Source organism: Streptomyces atratus (assembly GCF_014648655.1).
GTDB classification, from domain to species: Bacteria; Actinomycetota; Actinomycetes; order Streptomycetales; family Streptomycetaceae; genus Streptomyces; species Streptomyces atratus.
Map to the genome: position 1 here is coordinate 80398 of NZ_BMRN01000012.1, position 23819 is coordinate 104216.

The 23819-nt window shown below is 72.0% G+C and carries 20 protein-coding genes and 2 pseudogenes; 15 read left to right on the forward strand and 7 right to left on the reverse strand.

Features of this window, described 5'->3' with window-relative positions; all coding sequences use genetic code 11:
- Positions 1-22: 22 nt before the first annotated feature.
- Positions 23-364 (reverse strand): DUF6204 family protein, encoded by a 342-nt coding sequence (locus IEZ15_RS21230; RefSeq protein WP_189278920.1) that lies wholly within the window; start codon positions 362-364, stop codon positions 23-25.
- A gap of 255 nt (positions 365-619) precedes the next feature.
- On the opposite strand from IEZ15_RS21230, the gene IEZ15_RS21235 reads away from it, so the two are divergent.
- On the forward strand, positions 620-2590 hold the full coding sequence (locus IEZ15_RS21235) for a DUF5107 domain-containing protein (RefSeq protein ID WP_189278921.1): 1971 nt from the start codon (positions 620-622) through the stop codon (positions 2588-2590).
- A 72-nt stretch (positions 2591-2662) separates the two neighbouring features.
- On the opposite strand, the gene IEZ15_RS21240 is transcribed toward IEZ15_RS21235, so the two are convergent.
- The 3 genes from IEZ15_RS21240 to IEZ15_RS21250 all read right to left on the reverse strand — a co-directional run bounded on the left by IEZ15_RS21240 (position 2663) and on the right by IEZ15_RS21250 (position 5567).
- Entirely contained in the window at positions 2663-3016 is a 354-nt protein-coding gene (locus IEZ15_RS21240) for a VOC family protein (protein WP_114247633.1), read from the reverse strand.
- Positions 3017-3040: 24 nt separating this feature from the next.
- Complete coding sequence (locus tag IEZ15_RS21245) at positions 3041-3850, reverse strand: class I SAM-dependent methyltransferase (protein WP_189278922.1); 810 nt, start codon at positions 3848-3850, stop codon at positions 3041-3043.
- Between the two features lie 208 nt (positions 3851-4058).
- Positions 4059-5567 (reverse strand): bifunctional phosphatase PAP2/diacylglycerol kinase family protein, encoded by a 1509-nt coding sequence (locus IEZ15_RS21250; RefSeq protein WP_189278923.1) that lies wholly within the window; start codon positions 5565-5567, stop codon positions 4059-4061.
- Positions 5568-5649: 82 nt separating this feature from the next.
- Here IEZ15_RS21250 and IEZ15_RS21255 point away from each other — a divergent pair, with 82 nt between their 5' ends.
- The 6 genes and pseudogenes from IEZ15_RS21255 (at position 5650) to IEZ15_RS21275 (ending at position 10449) form a co-directional block, all read left to right on the forward strand.
- A complete protein-coding gene (locus tag IEZ15_RS21255) occupies positions 5650-6234 on the forward strand; it encodes a TIGR03086 family metal-binding protein (RefSeq protein WP_189278924.1) in 585 nt (194 codons plus the stop codon).
- A gap of 109 nt (positions 6235-6343) precedes the next feature.
- A pseudogene (locus tag IEZ15_RS47080) lies at positions 6344-6676 on the forward strand (helix-turn-helix domain-containing protein); the annotation flags it as partial.
- 81 nt (positions 6677-6757) lie between these two features.
- Positions 6758-7004, forward strand: a pseudogene (locus IEZ15_RS47085) (IclR family transcriptional regulator domain-containing protein); the annotation flags it as partial.
- Positions 7001-7852: an SMP-30/gluconolactonase/LRE family protein gene (locus tag IEZ15_RS21265; protein WP_189278925.1), complete on the forward strand. Its 852-nt coding sequence runs from the start codon at positions 7001-7003 to the stop codon at positions 7850-7852. The pseudogene IEZ15_RS47085 and the gene IEZ15_RS21265, both read left to right, overlap by 4 nt.
- 140 nt (positions 7853-7992) lie before the next feature.
- Entirely contained in the window at positions 7993-9270 is a 1278-nt protein-coding gene (locus IEZ15_RS21270; RefSeq protein WP_189278926.1) for an aminotransferase class I/II-fold pyridoxal phosphate-dependent enzyme, read from the forward strand.
- Positions 9271-9387: 117 nt separating this feature from the next.
- Positions 9388-10449: an MBL fold metallo-hydrolase gene (locus tag IEZ15_RS21275; RefSeq protein ID WP_189278927.1), complete on the forward strand. Its 1062-nt coding sequence runs from the start codon at positions 9388-9390 to the stop codon at positions 10447-10449.
- A gap of 263 nt (positions 10450-10712) precedes the next feature.
- On the opposite strand, the gene IEZ15_RS21280 is transcribed toward IEZ15_RS21275, so the two are convergent.
- The 3 genes from IEZ15_RS21280 to IEZ15_RS21290 all read right to left on the reverse strand — a co-directional run bounded on the left by IEZ15_RS21280 (position 10713) and on the right by IEZ15_RS21290 (position 13677).
- Positions 10713-11333 (reverse strand): DedA family protein, encoded by a 621-nt coding sequence (locus IEZ15_RS21280; RefSeq protein ID WP_114247640.1) that lies wholly within the window; start codon positions 11331-11333, stop codon positions 10713-10715.
- Positions 11330-12112: an MBL fold metallo-hydrolase gene (locus tag IEZ15_RS21285; RefSeq protein WP_189278928.1), complete on the reverse strand. Its 783-nt coding sequence runs from the start codon at positions 12110-12112 to the stop codon at positions 11330-11332. The genes IEZ15_RS21280 and IEZ15_RS21285 overlap by 4 nt, the downstream gene beginning before the upstream one ends.
- Before the next feature lie 113 nt (positions 12113-12225).
- Positions 12226-13677, reverse strand: coding sequence for a PucR family transcriptional regulator (locus IEZ15_RS21290; RefSeq protein WP_189278929.1), 1452 nt, complete (start codon positions 13675-13677; stop codon positions 12226-12228).
- A gap of 98 nt (positions 13678-13775) precedes the next feature.
- On the opposite strand from IEZ15_RS21290, the gene IEZ15_RS21295 reads away from it, so the two are divergent.
- The 8 genes from IEZ15_RS21295 to IEZ15_RS21330 all read left to right on the forward strand — a co-directional run bounded on the left by IEZ15_RS21295 (position 13776) and on the right by IEZ15_RS21330 (position 23811).
- Positions 13776-15317 (forward strand): purine-cytosine permease family protein, encoded by a 1542-nt coding sequence (locus IEZ15_RS21295; RefSeq protein WP_189278930.1) that lies wholly within the window; start codon positions 13776-13778, stop codon positions 15315-15317.
- A 50-nt stretch (positions 15318-15367) separates the two neighbouring features.
- Positions 15368-15787, forward strand: a complete 420-nt coding sequence (locus IEZ15_RS21300) for a YybH family protein (protein ID WP_189278931.1) — start codon at positions 15368-15370, stop codon at positions 15785-15787.
- A 95-nt stretch (positions 15788-15882) separates the two neighbouring features.
- Positions 15883-17322, forward strand: coding sequence for a gamma-aminobutyraldehyde dehydrogenase (locus tag IEZ15_RS21305; RefSeq protein WP_189278932.1), 1440 nt, complete (start codon positions 15883-15885; stop codon positions 17320-17322).
- 155 nt (positions 17323-17477) lie between these two features.
- Positions 17478-17891: a hypothetical protein gene (locus IEZ15_RS21310; protein ID WP_189278933.1), complete on the forward strand. Its 414-nt coding sequence runs from the start codon at positions 17478-17480 to the stop codon at positions 17889-17891.
- 100 nt (positions 17892-17991) lie between these two features.
- On the forward strand, positions 17992-20091 hold the full coding sequence (locus IEZ15_RS21315; protein ID WP_189278934.1) for a phage holin family protein: 2100 nt from the start codon (positions 17992-17994) through the stop codon (positions 20089-20091).
- Positions 20092-20118: 27 nt separating this feature from the next.
- Positions 20119-22230 carry an NAD-dependent DNA ligase LigA gene (ligA, locus tag IEZ15_RS21320; RefSeq protein WP_189278935.1) on the forward strand — a complete coding sequence of 704 codons (2112 nt, stop codon included), beginning with the start codon at positions 20119-20121 and terminating at the stop codon, positions 22228-22230.
- Positions 22231-22387: 157 nt separating this feature from the next.
- Positions 22388-23212 (forward strand): acetate and sugar kinases/Hsc70/actin family protein, encoded by an 825-nt coding sequence (locus IEZ15_RS21325; RefSeq protein ID WP_189278936.1) that lies wholly within the window; start codon positions 22388-22390, stop codon positions 23210-23212.
- 29 nt (positions 23213-23241) lie between these two features.
- A complete protein-coding gene (locus IEZ15_RS21330; RefSeq protein WP_189278937.1) occupies positions 23242-23811 on the forward strand; it encodes a hypothetical protein in 570 nt (189 codons plus the stop codon).
- Positions 23812-23819: the final 8 nt, after the last annotated feature.

A 23819-nucleotide genomic window follows, 5' to 3' on the forward strand; every position in this document is an offset into this window, starting at 1 on the left:
CCCGGCGCGCGGCGGCCACCGCTCAGCCGCGCCGCCCCTTGTAGTTGATCTTCATGGTGTCCATGTCCGTCGCCGTGGACCGCAGTTCGCCATGGCCGTACCCCTGCTCCTTCAGCAGCTTCTCGGCCCGGTCCTCGGCGATCGCGGATGCCATCTCCTCGCCGTCCCCGGCGTCCGACACGACCACGAACCGGAAGCTGAAATGCTTGAGCACACGGTCGTACGTCAGCGAGCCCTCCTCGGTGAACTGCATCGCGCTCAGTCCGTGCAGGTCCACCTCGGACAGGAGCCGGGCGCGCGCCTCGTCCGTCAGCCCTTCCCAGGTACCGCGCACGATCACTCGGTAGGTGTGCTGCGTGCTCATCGTGTTTCCCGCTCCGCATTCCGCTGGTGAACCGTCGAGGGCCAAGGTTACGGCGGTGAGGACGGGGCGCACGCGAATTATCGCGGGGGCGGCGGCCCCGGGGGCATTGCGTGGAGGGTGACCCCGGCCGCCGCCTCGGTGGACTTTTGCCGAAGTCTGACGGCGACGCCCCTGGCCGGGCCGCTGTCCAGCGTGTTCCATGGTCATCGGGGGCGCCCGGACCCGCGGCGGCCCGTGTGAGGGAGCGAGGTTGCCTTGGCCACGACCGTACGACGTGCCGTACTGACTCTGCCTGCCGCACCACTGGGCCCGGAGAACCCGCTGCCCGCACTGCGGCCGCTCGACGAGATGCATGTCGTCGACGACCGCGACCGGGCCGGACTGCCACGTGACATGGCACGCCAGATCGGCTACGAACCACTGGCCACCGTGCTCCCGGTCCGCATCCTCGACGGGTACGGGCGCGAACGCGTCCCCACCGGACTGGACGCGATCATCATCGAGAACGACCGGCTGCGGGCCACCGTGCTGCCCGGGCTCGGTGGCCGCATCCACTCCCTCCACCACAAGCCGACCGGCCGCGAACTCCTCTACACCAACCCCGTCCTGCAGCCCGCCGACTTCGCGCTCAACGGCGCCTGGTTCTCCGGCGGCATCGAATGGAACATCGGCGCCACGGGCCACACCACACTGTCCTGCGCCCCGGTCCACGCAGCCCGGGTGCCCGCACCCGACGGCGGTGAAATGGTCCGCCTCTGGGAGTGGGAACGACTGCGCGACCTGCCGTTCCAGGTGGACCTCTGGCTGCCCGAGGATTCCGACTTCCTGCACGTCGGCGTACGGATACGCAACCCGCACGAACACACCGCACCCGTCTACTGGTGGTCCAACATCGCCGTACCCGAGGGCGAGCGCACCCGCGTCCTGGCCCCGGCCGACGAGGCATGGCACTTCGGCTACGAGCGGACCCTGACCCGGGTCCCGGTCCCCGAGACCGGCTCCGTCGACCGTACGTACCCGCTGCGCGGCGACTTCCCCGCCGACTACTTCTACGAGGTGCCCGAAGGCGCCCGTCGCTGGATCGCCTCCCTCGACGAGGACGGCCACGGACTCGTCCAGACGTCGACCGATCTGCTGCGCGGCCGAAAGCTGTTCCTGTGGGGCAGCGCCCCGGGCGGGCGCCGCTGGCAGGAGTGGCTCACCGAGCCCGGCACCGTCGGATACGCCGAGATCCAGGCCGGACTCGCCCGCACCCAGCTGGAACACATCCCCCTCGAACCGGGCGCCGAGTTCAGCTGGCTGGAGTCGTACGGACCGCTGTCCGCGGACCCCCGGGCCGTGCACGGCGACGACTGGACGGCGGCCCGCGCCGAGACCGAGCGGCGGCTCGCCGAGGCGCTGCCGCGCGCGGATGTCGACGCCGCGTACGCCGCCTGGCGCCCCTGCGCCGACAACGAACCCGGTGAGCCGCTCGCCACCGGATCCGGCTGGGGCGCCCTCGAAGTCCGGCGCGGCAAGTACAAGCTCCCCGGCACACCATTCGCCGAGTCGACCCTTGGCGAACAACAAGCACCCTGGCTGGAGTTGCTGGACCAGGGTGCTTTCCCCGAACCGTGCAGGGTGGCCCCGCCCGGCCCCTCCCTGGTCTCCCCGCACTGGCGCGACATGCTGGAGACGGCCTTGGCCGAACCTCTCACGGAGTATCACCTCGGAGTCGCCCAGTGGCACGCCGGCGACCGCGCCCAGGCGGTCCGCAGCTGGGAACGCGGACTGGCCCTCGCCCCGTCCCGCTGGCCGCTGCTGCGCTGCCTCGCCGTCGCCGCCGAGGAGGGCGGCCAGTGGGACCGGGCGGCCGACCTCTACACCGAGGCGTTCGACGACCTGTGCGCGGAACGTCGCGACGACGGCGACGTCTGGACGTCCGCCACGGCGGCGCTCGGCCGCGAGGCGATGGAGGCACTGCTGACGGCAGGGCGCCCCGAAGCGGCCCGGACGGTGTGGGCCGGCCTGCGCGCGGCGGTCCGACGGCGCGGCCGCTTCCGCCTGTTGGAGGCCCGGCTGCTGATCGCCGAGGGCGACCGCGCCGCCGCCCGGGCCGTTTTCGACGAGGGCTTCGAGGTCGCGGATCTGCGCGAGGGTGCGGAAATCCTGGACGAGGTGTGGGCCGAGCTCACCGACGAGCCGCTGCCGGACAGTTACAACTACCGGATGCGCCCCAGGACTTGATGGCGAAAGCCGCCCGGCCCGCGTCCGCCTCGACCGGCGCGGGGCGGGCGGCCGCGGGCCGGGTGCCGCGGGTCAGACGGTCAGGTTCCGGTCGACGTACTCGAAGACCGAGCCGTCCGGATGCACCGCGATCAGATTGCGGCCCACCGGCGTCGGTACGGGGCCTGCGAGGATCCGGGCGCCGACGCGGGTGAGGGAGGCGTGGGCCTCGTCGACATCCTTGACCGCGATCGTCGCCGTCACCTTGCGCAGGATCTCCAGCTCCGGCTCCGGGCCGCTCATCAGCAGAAAGCAGCTGATCGCGGCGACCGAGACTCCGCCGCGCTCGAAGCGGAGCGCAGAACTGGCCGTGAGGTCCTCGTAGAAGGCCACCGCGGCCTCCAGGTCGTCGACGCAGATACGCAGCGTGGTTCCCAGAATGTCCATACGGGCAAGGGTAGTTGGCGGTGCTCAGGCCCGGCAGAGCACCTCGCCGTGCGGGACCATGAACCAGGCGTCGTCCGGTGCGCCCCACTCGCGCCAGGCCGCGGCGATCGCGGTCAGCTCCTCGGTACTCGCATGGCCGCCGTCCACGGCCAGCTTCGCGTACACCGAGCCGACCGTACGGTCCGCCCACAGGCCGCTCCACCAGGCGCGGCTCTCCGGGGTGGCGAAGCACCAGTTGCCGGCGGTCGGGGTGATGTCGGTGAAGCCGGCCCGGCGGGCCCAGGAGAGCAGCCGGCGGCCCGCGTCCGGCTCGCCGCCGTTGGCGCGGGCCACCCGCCCGTACAGTTCCTGCCAGTCGTCCATGCCCGGTACCTCGGGGTACCAGGTCATCGCCGCGTAGTCGCTGTCGCGGGCCGCGACGATACCGCCGGGGCGGCAGACGCGCCGCATCTCGCGCAGCGCCTGCACCGGGTCGCCCACGTGCTGGAGCACCTGATGGGCATGGACGACATCGAAGGAGTCGTCGGGGAAGTCCAGAGCATGGACATCGGCGGTGGTGAACTCGACGTTGTCCAGGCCGCGTTCGGTCGCGACCTCGGCCGCCCGGTCCAGGATCTCCCGGGTGGTGTCGACGGCGGTCACCCGGCCGGGGGCGACCAGTGCGGCCAGATCCGCGGTGATGGTGCCGGGGCCGCAGCCGACGTCCAACACGGTCATGCCGGGGCGGAGTTCGTCGATCAGATAGGCCGCGGAGTTGGCGGCGGTGCGCCAGCGGTGCGAGCGCAGCACCGACTCGTGGTGGCCGTGGGTGTAGACGGCGGTCTCCTTCGGCATGGCCGTGGATCCTTTCTCGAAACGCAGAGCGCGACATGCGAACCGCGAAGCGCTGATCGGTACGGTCACCGTACGCTCGAATGCCGAATGATGAGATGTGCGTCTTGTTATATGGACGAGCCTTGGGTTGGCCGGCGTGCGGAAGGGCGGCCAACCCACAGTCGGCCGCCCCTTGTTCGCTTGCGCGTGGCTGATTACCGGACGCTCTCTACGCCGGCATCGGGCAGTACGCCGTCAGTGCCTCCGGAAGCTTGTCGATCACCAACTCACATCGGCTGTACGCCACCTCGCCGTCGTACGCATAGGGTGTGCCGGGCTTCAGGCCGGTGATCCGCACCCTCCGGCGCCGTTGTGCCGCATGGACGGGCGAGCGGGTCAGCGGGCCCGCGACGGCTGCCGCGAGCAGGCGCAGGCCCGGCGTGCGTCCGCCGTGCACCACCCGTACGTCCAGCAGGCCGTCCGCGAGATTGTGCCGGCGGCCGGGTGCCGGACCCACCCGCTGGAACAGGCCGTTGCCCACGAACAGCAGCCACAGCGGGCGCCGCCGACCCTCCAGCTCCGCCTCCAGCGGACGCTCGCCACGCAGCACCTCCCATGCCGCGACCAAGCCCGCCGGCCAGCCCCCGATACGTGGGGCCCAGCGCTCACGGTTCCGTACCAATTCCGGATAGACGCCCAGGCTGAAGGCGTTGAGAAAGCAGCCGTGCCCACCATCGGGCCCCTCGGGTCCCGGCCGGAATCGGCCGAGGTCGACCCGGACCGCATCGCCCGCGGTCAGCGCGGCGCAGACGTCGTCCACGGTCTCGATGCCCAGGTCGTAGGCGAAGTGGTTCAGCGTCCCGCCCGGGAACACGGCGAGTGGCAGACCGTGCGCGGCGGCGACGGCCGCGGCCCGGTTGACCGTGCCGTCCCCACCGCAGATCCCCAGCGCCCGGCCCCGTCGCGCCGCCTTCTCCAGCTCGGCCGAGAGCTCCTCGGGGGCGCACTCCACCACCTCGGCGCGCGGCAGCGCATTGCGTACCAGCGAGGCCGTCGCGGTCGCCGTGCCCGATTCCTCGTTGACGACGACCACCAGGTCCTCGCCGGCCGGCAGCGCGGGCGCGTGGCCGGGCGGGCGGCCCGGTGCCGGGAGCTGTCCGCGGGTCGGTACGACACCGCGCAGCGCCAGCGCGGCCCCCGCGCCGACCACCGCACCGGCCAGCACATCGCTCGGATAGTGGACTCCGGTGTAGACGCGGGAGGCGGCGACGGCCGCGGCGAGCGGTGCGACCACCGCACCCCAGCCCTTCGATTCGAGGGCGACACCCGTGGCGAAGGCCGCGGCCGACGCGGCGTGCCCGGAAGGGAAGGACGTGGTGAACGGCTGACGCCTGAGCTGACGGATCACCGGTACGGCGTCCAGCAGCGGACGCTCCCTGCGCACCGCGCCCTTGCCGATGGTGTTGATCGCGGCCGACGCCACGGCGAGCGAGGCGATCCCGCGCAGCGCGGCCCGCCGGGCCCGGGCACTGCCGCCCAGCGCCGCCAGGCCCGCAGCGGCACCGAACCACAGCAGCCCATGATCGGCGCTGCGGCTCAGTCGTGGCAGCACGGGCTCGGCGCCCGGCCAGTTCCGGTGGGCCAGGCCATGGAACACGGCGAGATCACGGCGGCGCAGCCAGTCGCGCAGTGCGGTGGACGACCGGCCGGTGAACGGGGTACGGCGTGGTGCAGACATGGGACAGCGAATACCCCGCCCGGACGCGCCGAACCAGGAGGCGCGCTCGCGCACCCGTCACGGGCCGGGGAGAGTGGACCCCATGGCATCTGTCCCCACCGGCGAAATTCTCGACCGCCACGGCGAGGCGCTCCGGCTCTTCACGGACCGGGTGCATGCCGTACGCGACGGCCAGTGGTCCGCACCGACGCCGTGCATCGAATGGACCGTCCGTGATCTGGTCACCCATCTCGCCTCCGAGCAGCTCTGGGTGCCGCCCCTGCTCACCGAGGGCCGCACCGTCGCCGAGGTCGGTGACGCCTTCGACGGCGATGTGCTGGGTGACGACCCCGTAGCCGTGTGGGACCGGGCGGCGGACGGGGCGCGCCGGGCGTTCGAGGCGCCCGGCGCCCTGGAGCGGACGGTGAACCTGTCGTACGGGAACAGCGCCGCCGACGCCTACTGTGCGCAGATGGTGGCCGACGCGGTGGTGCACGCCTGGGACCTGTCCCGGGCCATCGGTGCCGACGAGCGGCTGCCCGCACAACTGGTCGCGTTCACGCGCCGCGAGGTCGGACCGTATGCGAAGGACCTCTCGCAGAGCGGCCTGTTCGCTCCGCCCGTCGAGACCCCCGCGGACGCCGATCCGCAGACCGAACTGCTCGCGCTCCTCGGCCGACGGGCCTGACCTCACCCGAGGTCACCGGCATTGTCGCGGCAAGTGCCACCCGATTACGCTGTGTTCGTGATTCCGGTCATCGGCCGGAGTGTCGAACGCGAGAGATGGGTGCACGGCCATGGGGCGACCGGTCCCCGCGGTGACCAGGGCTTTGGACGTACTCGAGCTCTTCCACCACGGCGACGGAACGCTCTTTGCCCCGGAGGTCATCCGCAAGTTCCAGCTGCCGCGTACCACCGTCCATGAATTGCTCACCACCCTCGCGGCCCGTTCCTGCCCGGTGCCGGTCGCGGACCAGCCGGGGCGCCACTGCCCCGGGGGGCGTACGTACCGGCTCGGCAGTCGGTACGCCGAGCAGCTCGACCTCGCTGCCGAGGACAGGCAGGTGGCCCGCGAGGTCGCCGGGACCTGCGGGGAGACCGTCCAGGTGGCGATCCTGGACGACACCGACACCGACACCGACACCGACACCGACACCGACACCGACACCGACATCGTCTGCGTCGCCGAGGCGGACACGGACGAAGACGATCTGAGGACCGTGCTCGCTTCGGTGCGCGAGCGGGGAGTCGCGGTGGAGCGCCGTGAGTCCGACCCCGATGTCAGCTGTGTGGCCGCGCCGGTACGGGACCGTACGGGCAGCGTCGTCGCCGCGCTCTCCATAATCCGTACCCATGATCCGCTGGACCGAGGAGCGCGAGGAGGAACCGGCGAGCCTCGCTGTCGGCGGTGCCGATGCGCTCTCCGGCCGGCTCGGACACCACGAGGGGCAGCAGTGACCACCACACGCCTGGATGTTGCCGTACATGAGCGCGCGGAGCTCGGCGAGGGACCGACCTGGGATCCCGTCACCGGTCGGCTGATCTGGGTCGACATCGTCTCCGCCCGCGTGCACACCTACGATCCGGTGAGCGGCCGCCGTACGGTGATGGCCACCGAACAGCACGTCGGAGCCGCCAAGCCGCGCGCCGGTGGCGGACTCGTGGTCAATCTGCGCGACGGCATCGGCCTGTACGACCCCGACGGCGCCTTCCACTGGCTGGTCCACGACCCGGAGCCAGGACGCCGCGGCAATGACGCGGCGGTCGCTCCGGACGGGGCGCTGTGGGCGGGCACCATGCGCTACGACGGCGCGGAGAGTGGCGGCAGCCTCGCCCGCGTCGCAGCCGACGGCGCGGTCACCCCGGTGCTGCCCGTCGTGGCCTGCGGCAACGGCATCGGGTGGAGTCCGGACGGGCGGCTGATGTATTTCATCGACACGCCCACGCGCCGTATCGACGTCTTCGACTTCGACGGTCGACACGCCGTGAACCGACGCCCGTTCGCCACCGTCGAGCAGGGTGCGGGATTCCCCGACGGGCTGACGGTCGACGCCCGGGGAGCCGTCTGGGTCGCTCTGTGGGACGGCGCCGCGGTGCGCCGCTACACGGCCGACGGCACCCTGGACCGGATCGTCGAACTCCCCGTACAGCGCCCGACGGCCTGCGCCTTCGGGGGCAGGGACCTGCGCGACCTCTACATCACCTCGGCCCGCACGGGGCTCGCCGCTCCGCATCCGCTGTCCGGTTCGCTGCTGGTGCTGCCGGACGCGGGGCACGGGATGCCCGGGTCGGCCTTCGCGGGCTGAGGGCGCCTCCCTCTGCCGTTACCCATGGCCCGCCGCCGGGCGGCCGCCTCGACGGCTCCGTTGGGCGGGCGCGGTCGGCCGAACCCTCGTATAAAGGGCCCTGAGTGCGAGACGACGGGGCGGCGGCGAAGGAGGCCCGGATGGCGCGGAAGCGGACCGAGCGGACCGGACGGGCGGGGCGCAGTGAGAAGGACGGGAGTGGTGCGGGTTCCGTACGGGAGGACCGCGGCCCTGTCCGGTACGGGCCGCCCGCACCCGATCCCGTCCTGCCCGTCCTGCCCGAGCTGGCCGAGGTGCTCGCCGCCGCGGCCGGCCGCAGCGAACCCGAACCGACCGGTGGCGGCGAGGCCCTGCGCGAGGCCGCGACCGCCTACTGGGAGCGGCGCGGACTGCACGGCGGCCCGGAGAACATCGCCGCCGCCCCGGGCGCCTCGCCGCTGCTGCTCGCGCTGATCGCCGCGCACGGTGGCGACGTGCTCATGCCGCGCCCCTGCCCAGCCACCTGGATTCCGCAGGCCAGGCTGCTGGGCAGGCCCGCCTATCATGTGCCGACCCCGGCCGAGTGCGGCGGCGTGCCCGATCCGTACGCGCTGCTGGAGACCGTACGCAGGGTGCGCGCCGAGGGAGGCAGACCCCGGCTGCTGCTGATCTGCGTCGTCGACGACCCGACCGCCACCGTCGCCCCGCCGGAACTCGTGCGCGAGGCGTGCGAGGCGGCGGTCGCCGAAGGGCTGCACATCGTCAGCGACGAGACCTGGCGCGACACCCTGCACCGGCCGCACGACACGGTCCTGCTCAGTCCGGCCGAAATGTGCCCCGACGATGTCACGGTCGTCTGTGATCTCGCCGGTGCGCTGACGCCGTCCGCCTGGCCGGTCGCGGTCGCCCGGTTCCCGGACACCGAGCGGGCGGCGGTGCGCCATGCCCGTACCCTCGACAGCCTCACCGCACTCGGCGCGCACGTCGCGGGCCCCGTCGCCATGGCCGCCGCCCACGCGCTGCGCGAACCGGACTCCGTCACGGACCGGGTCCGCCGGTCCGCCGCGCTCCAGGCGCAGGTCGCGGCAGCGGCCCACCGCGCGGTCCTGGCATCGGGCGCGCTGGCCAGACCCCCGCAGGCCGGCCGCCATCTCTACGCCGACCTCGGGCCGCTCAGGTCCCGGCTCGCGAGTCGAGGGGTCGCCGACTCGCTCGAACTGGAGGAGTACCTGACGGAACGCCTCGGCGCACCGGCGCCCGGCGGCCACCGGTTCGGCGACGAACTGGGGGCGCTGCGCGTACGGCTGGGCACCGGGACGCTCCTCGGGTCGACCCCGGAACAACAGATGGAGTCCCTCACCGCTGTGGCGCCCCTGGAATTGCCGCATGTGGCTCAAGCCCTGAGCATTTTCGGAGAGGCCCTCGACGAACTCCGATGACGAACCGAGATGCCGAACCGAGATGCCGAACCGACTCCGGACAAACTCCGAATCACCCCGATGACCCCGATGACCCCGGACAACTCCGGTGCCGAACTCCGAGACGGGAGTCTCTCGATGACGGAACAGACCGAGCGCTCCCTCCCCGGGACCGCGCACCCGCACCGTGCCTCCCGCGGCGAGGTCGTCGAACCGCGTCCGCTCGGCGAGCTCCGGGTCTGGCCGAAGACCTTCGCCGACCGGCTCACCGCACCCCTCCCGGGTGTCATGGGCATGTCTCGGCTGGCTCGTGACCGTGCCCTGCGGCCCGACGCGGAGGGACTGCGCGGCATCCACCGGCTCCCGTACGCACCCGAACCCCTGCCCGCCACCCCCGCCGGCACCACATCCGTGACCTGGGCCGGACACGCCAGCTGGATCGTGCGCACCGGCGGGCTGACCGTCCTCACCGACCCCGTCTGGTCCCGTCGCATCCTCGGCACCCCGGCCAGGATCACACCGGTCGGCGTCCGCTGGGAGGACCTCCCGCCCGTCGACGCCGTCGTCATCAGCCACAACCACTACGACCACCTCGACGCCCCTACTCTGCACAGACTGCCCAAGGACACCCCGCTGTTCGTGCCCGCCGGGCTCGGCCGCTGGTGCCGCCGTCGCCGCTTCACCTGCGTCACCGAACTCGACTGGTGGGAGTCGGCCCAGCTGAACGGCGTGCGCTTCGATTTCGTGCCCGCCCACCACTGGTCCAAGCGGACCCTCACCGACACCTGTCGCTCCTTGTGGGGCGGCTGGATCATCGATACCGGCCGCGACGGGCAGCGGATCCACTTCGCCGGGGACAGCGGGTACGGGCACTGGTTCGGCGAGATCGGCCGCCGGTACCCGGGCATCGATCTGACCCTGCTGCCGATCGGGGCGTACGAACCGCGCTGGTGGCTCGGTGGCGTACACACCGATCCGGAGGAGGCCGTGCAGGCGTACGAGGACCTTGGCGCCCGCGCGATGGCGCCGATGCACTGGGCCACCTTCCTGCTCTCGGCGGAGCCCGTACTCGAACCGCTGACCCGACTGCGCACCGCCTGGCAGCGGGCCGGACACCCCCGCGAACGGCTCTGGGACCTGCCGATCGGCGGCTCCCGCATGCTCGAACCGGAACCGTTCCTCACCAGTGTGCGTAAGTGAGTCCTGGACCCACTGCTGCGTTCTGGGCGCATCCCGAACGGTGTGGGATGCGCTGGGTTGCCGCTTTCTCGTCCCGTTCGGCGGCGCGCCTCCAGGGGCGTGGTCCGTTGTGGCCACCTGCCCGACGAGCAGCACCGCCAAGGCCACCCGTTCGGCCCCAGAACTACCGTTCCCGCCCGGCGAAGCCGCCGACAGGACTCACTCCTGCTCACCACAACGCACTTCAGCTCAGTAGACCGACAGCAGCTCACAACCCCGCACGATCAGTGACCGAACCGCGCCCGCATCCGGCGCCACACCGCGGGCGCCCCGCTGATCAGCAGTGTCAGACCCACCGCCGCGACCACACCCTGCCACGGCTCGGGGAAGAGCGAACCGCCCAGAATGCCGATCAGCTGGTACGTCGCCGCCCACGCCAGACAGGCCGGCACATCCCCACGGGCGAACCGGTGCAGCGGCATCCGCCCCAGCAGGCAGGCCAGCATCACCGGAATCCGCCCCGCCGGTACCAGCCTCGACAGCACGAGCACCACCGCACCGTTCTCGTCCAGCTTCTGCTGCGCCTGCGCCAGCCGCTCCGGGGCGGCCCGGTCGCTGATCGCCCGCAGCCACTTCGAACCGTTCTTCGACCGCACCCCGCGCCGGCCGAGCCAGTACAGACAGATGTCGCCGAGGAACGCCGCAGCCGACGCCACCCCGAAGACGATCAGCAGCGAGAACGGCGACGACTGATGCAGCGCCACCACCGCGGCCGAACTCACCAGCGCACCCGTAGGTACCACAGGCACCAGCGCGCCCAGCGCCACCAGCAGGAACAGCGACGGATAGCCCACCGCCTGCTGCGTCGACTCCGGGGGCAGCTGCCTCACGACCTCCTGGATCACCTGGCGGCCTCCGGCCGCACATGTTCGCCGTGGGACAGCCGGTGCACCGCTACCTCCGGCGCCAGCAGCGCCGCCTTGCGGACGAACTCGTCACCGGGCGCGTGGAACTCGTGCGGCCTGACTCCGTCCATGCCGATCGGCCAGTACGTGCCGTAGTGCACCGGCACGGCCGACCTCGGCGCCAGCCGGGCCAGCGCCTGCGCGGCCCGGCCCGCGTCCAGATGGCTGTGGCCCAGATACGGACCCCATCCGCCCACCGGCAGCAGCGCCACATCCACCGGACCCACCGCCCGGGCCATGTCGTCGAAGAGCCCGGTGTCACCGGCGAAATACGTCCGTGCCTCGCCCTCGACCACATAGCCGAGCGCGGGGGAGCGGTGCGGGCCCAAGGGCAGCCGCCTGCCGTCGTGCAGTGCGGGAACCGCCCGTACCAGCACCTCGCCGACCCGGACCTCGTCGCCCGGTGCCACCTCGGTGATCCGCAGCCCGCGCACCGAGCGCAACACCCGCAGTCCCGGGACGGAACGCACCGCACCCACCGGCACGATCAGCCGGCTTCCGGGGGCGAGCCGGGCCAGTGACGGCAGATGCAGATGGTCGGAGTGAAGATGCGAGACGAGCACCACATCGGCGACCGTGGCCTCGGGGCCGGGCAGCTCGCCGCGGCGACGGCGCAGATGCGCGAAGCGCCGTACGAAGAGCGGATCGGTCAGCACACGGACCCCGGAGTCCTCGATCGTGCAGGTGGCATGACCCCACCAGGTGACTTCCACCGGCACGCGGTGCCTCCTCGTTCCCGGGTTCCTTGTTCCGGCCCTGGCATCGAGCCTAGTGCCGTGACCGGACCGGGTGCCCCGGCTCCGTCCGGTCCTTGCCGTCCGGCTGGCCGCTCTCAGTCGGTCAGGCCCAGTGCCCCCGCCGCCTGGATGGCCAGCCAGACCTCCGCCAGGGCGCCCGTCGATGCCATGTCACGGTCGGTCAGAGAGCCGAAGCGGCGCAGCCGGTAGGCGAGGGTGTTGGGATGGATGTGGAGCGCGGCCGCCGCCGTCTCCGTGCGGCGGTCCCGCTCCATCCACGTGCGGACCGAGACCAGCAGCTGCGAGTCATGGGCCTCGTCGTAGCGCAGGACCTCGCCGAGTACATGCTCGACCAGCGCGGTCAGGACCGCAGGGTCGTCGGGCAGCCAGCGGCCCAGGGAGTCGTCGCCGTAGCGGACCACGGAGCGGCCCGACTCGGCGGCCTTCGAGACTGCCCAGAGCGCCTCGCGCTGAGCCACCCGCAGCGCGGCACCCGGCAGGAACGGGCGGCTCATCCCGGCCGCCACATCCGGCAGTTCACCGATCTCCACGGCCAACTGCGGTGCCCCGAGGACATAGCGGTCCGTGCCCCAGGTGAGCAGCAGATGCGGATGGTCCTGGAGGCAGCGCAGCAGTGCCTCGTCCGTGGTCTGCCGCACCACGATCAGCACGGTGTCGCCCTCGATCGCATGCCGGGCGAGCCTGCGCCGGGCCGCCTCCGGGTCCAGTACCTCCTGAAGGAGTTCGGCCAGCGTCTCCGCGCCCTCGCGGCGTAGCGTCTCGCGCTCGCTGCGCACCATCGCGACCCGCAGCGCCGCCACCGTGGCGATGTGCTGGACGACGGCCAGCCCGGCGGGCTGGGCGCCCTCCCGCTCGTACGCGACGAGGAATCCCGCCGGGCCCCCGGGCGCCGGCACGGGCAGCACGAACCCGCCCGGGACGGTCGGCGGAGCGTCCACGGAGGCGGGCAGCACGCCCGGCTCCGGCACAGGTACGCCGGGCAGCAAGGGGCGCCCCTGGGGCGTGCACAGATACACGTCGTAACCGGAGAGGCGCTCCAGCCGACGCAGCAGCGTCGGCGTGTCGAGATCCTCGGCGACCAGCCAGCGCAGCGAGCCGAAGACCTGGAGCTGGGCGCCGAGCCGGTGCCTGGCGTCCTCCTGGACCGAGGCGGCGACCTCCTGGGAGACCGCGATGAACGGGACGGCGAGCGGGACCTCCAGGACCGGGAAGCCGCGCTCCTCGGCCGCCCGGAAGAAAGCGTCGTGCAACGGTGGCATGTGCAATTGCGCAGACAGGGCGAGCGCGGAGACACCGGCATCGTCGAGCCGCTCCAGATAGGCGCGCTGTCCGGCGGCGGTACGCGGGACCGCAAGGCCCGTCGTCATGATCACCTCGGCGCCCAGCAGCCAGGGCGTCGGATCGGCGAGTTCGCTGGCGTGCGCCCAGGACACGGAGCGGCCCAGGCCACTGCTGCCCGCCTTCACGGAGAGCTGCAGAGCGGGGAAGGAGAGCAGATCCTCAACGGTGAGTTTGTTGCTGGCCACAGACATCAGCCTAGTGCTCTGTGATGTGCACAATTGTCGACCGTCGTCCGGAGCCACAGACTGTGGGACCGTCCCCATGAACAAGAGGTGGAGCGCCCGTGACTGCTTCGATCACCGAAGTCGAGACAAATGGTGTCGAGCGGATTCCCGACGCCGACCGCACCGCCCGTCCGATCGACCTCTTCCGGCTCGCCTTCGGCGGTGCCAACACCTTCGCGACGTGCGTGCTGGGCGCCTTCCCGATCCTGTTCGGCCTCTCCTTCTGGCAGGGACTCGCGGCGACGCTGCTCGGTCTCGTCGCCGGTGCGCTGCTGCTCGCCCCGATGGCGCTGTTCGGTCCGGCCAACGGCACCAACAACGCCGTCTCCTCCTCCGCCCACCTGGGCGTGCACGGCCGGATCGTCGGCTCGTTCCTCTCGCTGCTCACCGCGGTCGCGTTCTTCTCGATCTCGGTGTGGTCCTCGGGTGACGCACTCGTCGGCGGCGCACACCGACTCGCCGGCGTACCCGAATCCGATGTGACATACGGCATTGCATATGCGATCTTCGCCGGGCTCGTCCTGGTGGTCTGCATCTACGGCTTCCGCTTCATGCTGATGGTCAACAAGATCGCGGTGATCGCCGCATCGGCACTCTTCGTCCTCGGCGCCTTCGCCTTCGCGGGAGACTTCGACGCCGGCTACGCGGGCACCTTCACCTCGACCGCCGACCCGCTGTTCTGGCCGTCGTTCATCGGCGCCGCGCTGATCGTGCTGTCCAACCCGGTCTCCTTCGGCGCGTTCCTCGGCGACTGGTCCCGCTACATCCCGGCCACGACGCCCCGCCGCCGGGTGATGGGCGCCGCCTTCCTCGCGCAGATCGCCACACTGCTGCCCTTCGTCTTCGGCCTGGCCACCGCCTCGATCATCGCGTCCAAGGCCGCCAAGTACGTCGACCCGGCCGCGCCCAACTACGTCGGCGGACTGCTCGCCATCTCGCCCGACTGGTACTTCCTGCCGCTCTGCCTGATCGCCCTGATCGGTGGCCTGTCGACCGGCACGACCGCGCTGTACGGCACCGGCCTCGACGTCTCGAGCGTCTTCACCCGCTTCAGTCGGGTGCAGTCGACGTTCTTCATCGGCGCCCTGTCGATCGCCTTCATCTTCATCGGCCGCTTCGCGCTCAACCTCGCGCAGTCCATCTCCACCTTCGCGACCCTGATCATCACCTGTACCGCCCCGTGGATGATCGTGATGGCACTCGGGTACGTCACCCGGCGCGGCTGGTACGACGCGGACGCGCTCCAGGTCTTCAACCGCCGCCAGACCGGTGGCCGCTACTGGTTCAACCACGGCTGGAACTGGCGCGGGATGGCCACCTGGTTCATCTCCGCCGGTGTGGCGCTCCTGTTCACCAACCTGCCCGGCCAGTTCGTCGGCCCGCTCGGCAACCTCGCGAACGGCGCGGACATCTCCCTCCCTGTCGGTCTCGCCCTCGCGGCCGTGGTCTACCTCGGCCTGCTCACCGTCTTTCCCGAGCCGCGCGGTGTGTACGGACCGGACGGCCCCCGATTCGTCAGGGCCTCGGACACAGCGGTTCTGCCCATCGCCGGTGGCCCGGACGAGGAGGCCGTCGCCGCCGAACCGGCCACCGCGGTCTGAACGCCCCGGCTCTCCGGCGCACGCCCCGCCCCCGTAACCAGGAGTTGCACATGAGCACCACCCCCGTCCAGGAAGTCCAGGAAGTCCAGGAAGTTCAGGCCGCCGCCGACGCGCTGATCGCCGCCTTCGCCGAGGGCCGCCTCGACGACTACTTCGGCTGCTTCGCCCCGGACGCCACGTTCGTCTTCCACTCCACCCCGCAGCGGCTCGGCTCCACCGCCGAGTACCGCGCGCTGTGGCAGCAGTGGGTGGCCCAGGACGACTTCCGCGTCGTGCGCTGCACCTCGACCGGACAGCTGATCCAGCACTACGGCACCACGGCCGTCCTCAGCCACGACGTGGAGACCACGATCGCCACCCGGGCCGGCGAGGAGACCGTCCACGAGCGGGAGACGATCGTGTTCGCCCGCGCCGTCGACGGCAGCTGGCCCGCGGTCCACGAGCACCTGTCCGCCCGTACAGCCGACTGACCGAGCACGGCTCCCGACCGGGCGTCCCGCCCGAATCACCGCTCGACCGCGTGTTTTGCCCGTATCGCCGCCCGACCATGAGAGAGACCGGTTCCATGAGCACCACGTTCCGCAATTACATCGACGGCGTCTTCGCGGACGCCTCGGACGGCCGCACCCTCGCCGTGGTGGACCCCAGCACCGGCGAGGTCTACGCGACGTCCCCGCTCTCCGGCGATGCGGACGTCGACGCGGCCATGGCCGCCGCCGCTGCCGCGTTCCCCGTCTGGCGCGACACCACCCCGTCCGTACGCCAGCTCGCCCTGCTGAAGATCGCCGACGCGATGGAGGCGCGGGCCGACGAGCTGGTGGCCGCCGAGAGCCGTGACACCGGCAAGCCGCTCCACCTCACCCGCAGCGAGGAACTGGCCCCGGCCATCGACCAGGTCCGCTTCTTCGCCGGTGCGGCGCGGATGCTCGAAGGCCGCTCGGCCGGCGAGTACATGGAGGGCCTCACCTCGATCATCCGCCGCGAGCCGGTCGGCGTCTGCGCGCAGGTCGCGCCGTGGAACTACCCCCTGCTGATGGCCGTGTGGAAGTTCGCGCCCGCGCTCGCCGCGGGCAACGCCGTGGTCCTCAAGCCTTCCGACACCACCCCCGCCTCCACGGTGCTGATCGCCGAGATCATCGGCGGCGTACTGGAGGAGCTGGAGCTGCCCCGCGGCATCTTCAACGTCATCTGCGGCGACCGGGAGACCGGCCGTGCGATGGTCGAGCACCCGACCCCGGCGATGGCCTCCATCACCGGCTCGGTGCGGGCCGGCATCCAGGTCGCACAGAGCGCGGCCAAGGACGTCAAGCGCGTCCACCTGGAGCTCGGCGGCAAGGCGCCTGCGGTGATCTTCGAGGACGCGGACCTGGAGAAAGCGGTCGAGGACCTGATCGTCGGGGGCTTCTTCAACGCCGGCCAGGACTGCACGGCAGCGACCCGCGTCCTTGTCCAGGAGTCCGTCCACGACGAGTTCGTCGCCGCCCTCGCCAAGGCCGCCGCCGACACCAGGACGGGGCAGCCGGACGACGAGGACGTGCTGTACGGCCCGCTCAACAACGCCGGCCAGCTCGCCCAGGTCAGCGGCTTCATCGACCGCCTCCCGGAGCACGCCAAGGTCGAGGCGGGCGGCCACCGGGTCGGCGAGAAGGGGTACTTCTACGCCCCGACCGTCGTCTCCGGCCTCCAGCAGGACGACGAGATCATCCAGAACGAGGTCTTCGGCCCGGTCATGACCGTCCAGTCGTTCACGGACGAGGCCCAGGCCGTCGCGTACGCCAACGGCGTCGACTACGCCCTCGCCTCCTCGGTGTGGACCAAGGACCACGCACGGGCGATGCGGATGTCCAAGAACCTCGACTTCGGCTGCGTGTGGATCAACACCCACATGGCACTCGTCGCCGAGATGCCGCACGGCGGCTACAAGCAGTCCGGCTACGGCAAGGACCTCTCCGCGTACGGCTTCGAGGACTACACCCGCATCAAGCACGTCATGACCTCGCTCTGACCCACCCGTCCCACGCGCGCCCCCGCCCCGGCTCCGTCCGGGGCGGGGGCGCACCGGCGTTCCGTACTCCGCGCTCCTCCCGTCCCGACATGCGCCTTTTTGTACGGGAGCCGGAGCGGTAGGGTCGCCCGTACGCCTAGCACGGGGGGACGGCCATGGGGGATGCAACAGACGTACGGGTGGCGGCCATCGCCAGTCTCACGCCGCTCGAAGAGCTCGACAGCGACCCGTTCCTCGTGGACACCCGCAGCCAGCACGACATGTGCGCCCGCTGGGCCGCCGACAAGGGATACGTCGTCACCCGGCAGCTGCGCTTCTACGGGCTGCGCCCCGACCACCACGCCCTGTGGACGGATGTCGAGAGCGGAGCTGTCGAACTCTTCGTCGCCGCCAACGACCGGGTGCTGGCGCGGGCCCTCACCTCGGTGCCGGATTTTGCCGCGGAGTGCGAGCGGCGCGGCGTACGGCTGGAGATCGCGGGACTGGACGAGCCGCCGTACAACGCCCGTACGAAGGCGAGTGTGCACCGCAGGCTCTCCATGCCCACCGCCGGATACGACGGCTGCTGACCGGCCTCCCGCCCGCTGCCGCCAGTGGCCCGCGGCCGCGCTGTGAAAAGCTGGGGGGCAGGGCCCGGAACGGCGGGGTCCGGACGTGAGGTGGAACGGCGTGGGTGACGGGCGATGGCGAACAGCCGGCAGCGCCCTGATGCGAGTGGTTGTGGTGTGGGCGGTCTCGACGCTCACGATGCTGGCGCTCGCCGGGATTCTGCCGGACTTCCAGCTCCAGTCGGACGACGGCGACAGCATCACCAAGATCGCGTTCACGGCGGCCTGGGGCGCCGGAGCGTTCGGTCTGCTCTCCGCGCTCGTCTGGCCGGTCCTGGTACGGGCACTGCTCATCGTGCCCGCACTCGTCCTGGGGATGCTCGTCTTCTTCCTGAACGGCTCGCTGCTGCTGGTCGCCCTGAGGCTCATCCCGGACGGGCGCGGCGCCGCCAACCCGGAGACCGCGGTCGTCGTCGCGGCCGTGATGTCCGCCGTCGCCTCCGCGACCTCCACGGCGCTGGCCGTCCGCGACGACAACGCCTACCGGCGCCGGCTCTCACGGCTCGCCGACCGCCGCCGTAGACGCAGCGGTGCGGACAGCGGGCGCAGCGGACCGCCGGGCACCGTCTTCATCCAGCTCGACGGCGTCGGCCACGACGTGCTCGCCCGGGCCGCCGAATCCCGCCTGATGCCGACCGTTGCGAACTGGCTCGCCGACGAGGAGGGCCACCGGCTCACCCCGTGGCGCACCGACTGGTCCAGCCAGACCGGCGCCAGCCAGCTCGGCATCCTGCACGGCAGCAACCACGACGTGCCCGCGTTCCGCTGGTACGAGAAGGAGACCGGCGACGTCATGGTCTCCAGCCGCCCCGCGAGCGCCATAGAGCTCCAGCGCCGGGCCATCGCACGCACCCATGACGGCGGGCTGCTCACGCTCGACGGCGCCAGCCGCGGCAACCTCTTCAGCGGCGGCGCCGACCAGCTGGCGCTCGTCCTGTCCATGGCGGCCCGGCTCGGCAAGGGCCGCCGCTCCAGGGCGGGGTACTTCGCCTACTTCTCCGATCCGGCCAACGCCGTGCGTACGGCGCTGTCGTTCGTCGCCGAGGTCTGCCGCGAGATCGGGCAGTCGACCCGGGCGCGGATACGGAAGGACACGCCCCGGATCAAGCGCGGTGGGCTCTACCCCTTCATCCGGGCCTTCGCGACCGTCGTCGAACGCGATGTGGTGGTCGCCGCCGTCATCGGGGACATGTTCGCCGGACGCACCGCCGTCTATGCCGACCTGGTCGCGTACGACGAGGTGGCGCACCACTCCGGACCGCACAGCCGTGACGCGGAGAAGGTACTCGCGCGCCTGGACCGCTCGCTCGCCCTGATCGTCAAGGTCGCCGAACACACCCCGCGCACCTACCGGATCGTGCTGCTCTCCGACCACGGGCAGAGCCCCGGCGAGACCTTCGCGGGGGCGTACGGGCTGACGCTCAAGGACCTGGTACGGGCGGGCTGCGGGCTGCCCGTACCCCGTCGGGCGCAGCGCACCCGCAGCGGTTCGGAGGCGCGTGACGCGGTACGGATCGCCCTGCACCGGCCGGTCGAGGAGGGCGAGGTGGAACGCCGTGCGAAGCCGTCCGACCCGGTCGTCCTCGCCTCCGGCAACCTCGGCCTGATCTCGTTCCCCGACATCGAGGGACGCGCCTCGCGCGAACAGCTGGACCGGAGTCGTCCCGCACTGCTCGGCACCCTCGCCAACCACCCCGGCATCGGCTTTCTGCTGGTTCGCAGCGAGCGGCACGGATCGGTGGTGCTGGGCCGTGGCGGCACCGAGGTCCCGGTGTCGGAACTGAAGGACGGGGAAGGGCCGCTGGCCCCCTTCGGCCCGGGCGCGGCGGCCGCGGTGCGCCGCACCGACACCTTCCCGCACGTCGCCGACATCATGGTCAACTCGATGCATGACGGGGCCACGGGCTGCGTGCACGCCTTCGAGGAACAGATCGGCTCGCACGGCGGTCTGGGCGGCGAGCAGTCCCGGCCGTTCCTGCTGTGGCCGGCGGATCTGTCTGCGCCGGTGGCGCAGGACACGGAGCTGGTGGGGGCCGAGCAGGTGCACGAGGTGCTGCGGCGCTGGCTGCGGGAGTGCTCGGGACCGCAGATCCCGCTGGCACAGCCGGGCGCGGTGGGTGGCGCCGACGAGGCGGGCGGGACGGTTCAGACGGCCGGCTGAGGGGCGTTGTCAGTGGTGGGCGGCAGGATGGGGGCCATGACGAACTCAGCTGTTGTGCTCGCCGGTACCGCCGCCTATGCCGCCGCGGTCGAAGAAGCGTCGCAGGCCGCCGCCGCGTACTACGCCACGGGCGAGAGCACGCTCGACGACGATGCGTACGACCGGCTGGTACGAGGGATCGCCGCATACGAGCAGGAGCACCCGCAGGAGGTGCTGGAAGCGTCCCCGACCGGCAAGGTGGCGGGCGGCGCCGCGAGCGGGGACGTGCCGCACACGGTACCGATGCTGTCCCTGGACAACGTCTTCTCGGCCGAGCAGTTCGCCACATGGACGGCGTCGCTGGAGCGCCGGATCGGCAGACCCGTCGCCGCGTGGAGCGTGGAGCCGAAGCTCGACGGCCTGGCGGTCGCCGCCCGCTACCGGGCGGGCCGCCTGGAACAGCTGATCACCCGGGGCGACGGCACCGCGGGCGAGGACGTCTCGCACGCGATCGGCACCGTGGTCGGCCTCCCCGAGCAACTCGTCGAGCCGGTGACGATCGAGATGCGCGGCGAGATCCTCATGACGACCGAGCAGTTCGAACAGGCCAACACCGTGCGCACCGAGCACGGCGGCGCCCCCTTCGCCAACCCGAGGAACGGCGCGGCGGGCACACTCCGCGCCAAGGACCGCGCGTACACGGTGGAAATGACCTTCTTCGCCTACGGTGCACTGCCGCTGCCCGATTCCGGAGAGCTGACCGACACTCTCGCCGAACTCCCGCACAGCGAGGTCCTGGAGTACGTCGCAGGGCTCGGCGTGCACACTGCGGCGGACACGGATGTGGCACCGCGCACCGTCACCACCGTCGAGGGGGTGCAGGCCAGGGTCGAGGAAGTCGCGGCCCTGCGCGCCTCGCTGCCGTTCGGCATCGACGGCATCGTGATCAAGGCCGATCTCGCGGCCGACCAGCGCGAGGCCGGTTCAGGGACCAGGGCGCCGCGCTGGGCCATCGCATACAAGCTCCCGGCCGTCGAGAAGGTCACCCGGCTCCTCGGCGTCGAGTGGAACGTCGGCAGGACCGGCATCATCGCGCCACGCGCCGTGCTGGAACCGGTGGAGATCGACGGCTCGACCGTCAGCTATGCCACACTGCACAACCCGGCCGACATCACCCGCCGCGATCTCCGCCTGGGCGACCGTGTGATGGTCTACAAGGCGGGCGACATCATTCCCCGCATCGAGGCGCCCGTCGCCCATCTGCGGACCGGTGACGAGCAGCCCATAGTCTTCCCCGAGGCATGCCCGCAGTGCGGCTCCGAGATCGACACCAGCGAGCAGCGCTGGCGCTGTGTCCGGGGCCGCGACTGCCGCCTCGTCGCCTCCATCTCGTATGCGGCGGGCCGCGACCAGCTCGACATCGAGGGCCTCGGCGCCACCCGGGTCGTCCAGCTCGTCGACGCCGGGCTGGTGGCCGACTTCGCAGACCTTTTCACCCTCGGCCGCGAGCAGCTGCTCGGCCTGGAACGGATGGGCGAGACCAGCACCGACAACCTCCTGGCCGCCATCGAAACGGCACGGACCCAACCGCTCTCCCGGGTCTTCTGCGCGCTGGGGGTACGCGGCACCGGGCGTTCCATGTCGCGACGGATCGCCCGGTACTTCGCGGACATGGACCGGATCAGGGCCGCCGACGCCGAGGAGCTCCAGCGGGTCGACGGCATCGGCAAGGAGAAGGCCGCGGGCGTCGTCGCGGAGCTGGTGGAGCTGGCCCCGCTGATCGAGAAGCTGGTGGCCGCCGGGGTCAATATGACGGAGCCCGGTGCGACGCCGCCGCCGGAGCCGGGCGAACAGGGCGCGGAAGAGGCTGCCGCCGCCGACGGGGAGGGAACCGCCGGTCTGCCGCTGGACGGGATGACCGTGGTGGTCACCGGCGCCATGACCGGCGTGCTGGAGAAGCTCTCCCGGAACCAGATGAACGAGCTGATCGAGCGAGCCGGCGGGAAGTCCTCGTCCAGCGTCTCCAAGCGCACCACGCTCCTCGTCGCCGGGGAGAAGGCCGGATCCAAGCGCACCAAGGCCGAGGACCTGGGTGTCCGGATTGCCGCGCCGGACGAGTTCGCCGAACTGATCGCCGGGTTCCTGCCGTCGGAGGTGTGAGCCGCGACGGAGACCTCGCCGCGCCCGAGCCCTTGGATTTTGCCTGGGAGTGGCTTTCTTTGCCTCCCTATTGCATAGTGAGGGCTCGGCCATGCCTCGCTATCAGCGGGTCAATGGGTGTGTGAACGGCTGCGTCGGCAGGCCGGTGGGAGGGGCGATGCGTTCGCTGCACAACGGACCGCGACTCGGCCGGCCCGTCCGCCAGGAGTACCGGGGCGTCACCCGCGGCCTGGCCCTCGACCTCGGCAGTTCACGGACCCGCGCCTGGATGCCCGGACACGGCGTCATCGCCGACACCGACGCCTGCGGCGACTTCGGCGCCGGGCCGGGGCACGGCCGCCCGGTCCGGCGAGGGCGCATCGTCGACCCGGTGTCCTGCGGCCGCATGCTCGGCCGTATCGCCGACAGCGCCCTGGGCGCGGACCGCACCGACACCGTGATCGTCCTCAGCCATCCCGTCCTCGCCGGGTCCGAGCACCGCGCCGCGGCGAGGGAACTGATCGCCGCACTCGGGCCGACGAGTGTCATCGCGCTGGACAGCGCGAGGGCCGCCGCCGCATACGCCGGACCGCAGGACGGCGGCCCGCTGCTCGTCGTCGACATCGGCGCCGAGCTGACCGAGGCGACTCTCCTCGTCGACGGACTGGTCCGCGACGCCCGCCAGGCCGAGACGGGACTGAGCGACCTCGACCCCTCCGAGCCGCCCACCGCTGTCGTTCGCACCGTCCTGGACATGGTGGACGAGATGTGGAAGCAGGACCGGCACGGCGCCGTCCTCGGGGCCCTGCGCAAGGGCCCGTTGCTCGCCGGGGGCGGAGCCGCCCGCCCCGACATCACCGACCGGGTCGCGGTCCGCCTCGGCGTTCCGGTACGGCTCGCCGACGACCCGGCGACCACGGTCGTACGCGGCGCCGGACTGATACTCAGCTCCGTGCTCCGCCGGGCCGGCGCGACACCGGCCCTGCCCGGCCGCACGAGGTGACCCCCCTCCCGGGGCCGCCCCCGGGGAATGTGCCCCCGAGGGCACGGCCGGGCACCCCGGCGCGCCACAGAACCGCACAGGCGGCCCGGCAGGTCTTCGTCGCCCTCCTGCTCACCGTACTCACCGTCGTCGGCGGCGCCCCCGCAGCCGCCGGATCCGTACTCCCCGCCCGGCCGTTCGCCGGTGTGCCGCCCTCCGCCGCGTACTCACCCGGCGCCCATCAGCCCACCCCGCACACGGACCGGACCGCGCGCACGGGCACCGTCCACGACACCCGGCGCACCCGCACGGCCACGGCGACCGACCCCCACCGGCCGACGCCGACGACCGCACCCCGGCCCAGGGCCGGTACCGACCACGCCCGCACCCAGCACCATCTGCCGCCGCCCGGCCCCCACTTCCTGCTGCCCGGCGCAGGGGGCATCCGCGTACCGCACCACGCCCCCCAGCGGGCACCCGCCGCACCCCCTCGTGCCACCGACCGCTTCCGCGTCGCGCTCCCCGCCGTACGCGGGCCTCCGAGGACGGCCGTTCACCGGCCACCGGTCCTGCCACCGGCCCCGTCCCACAGACCCGCCGGAACGTCCTCGCCGAGGTGAGGGCGCCC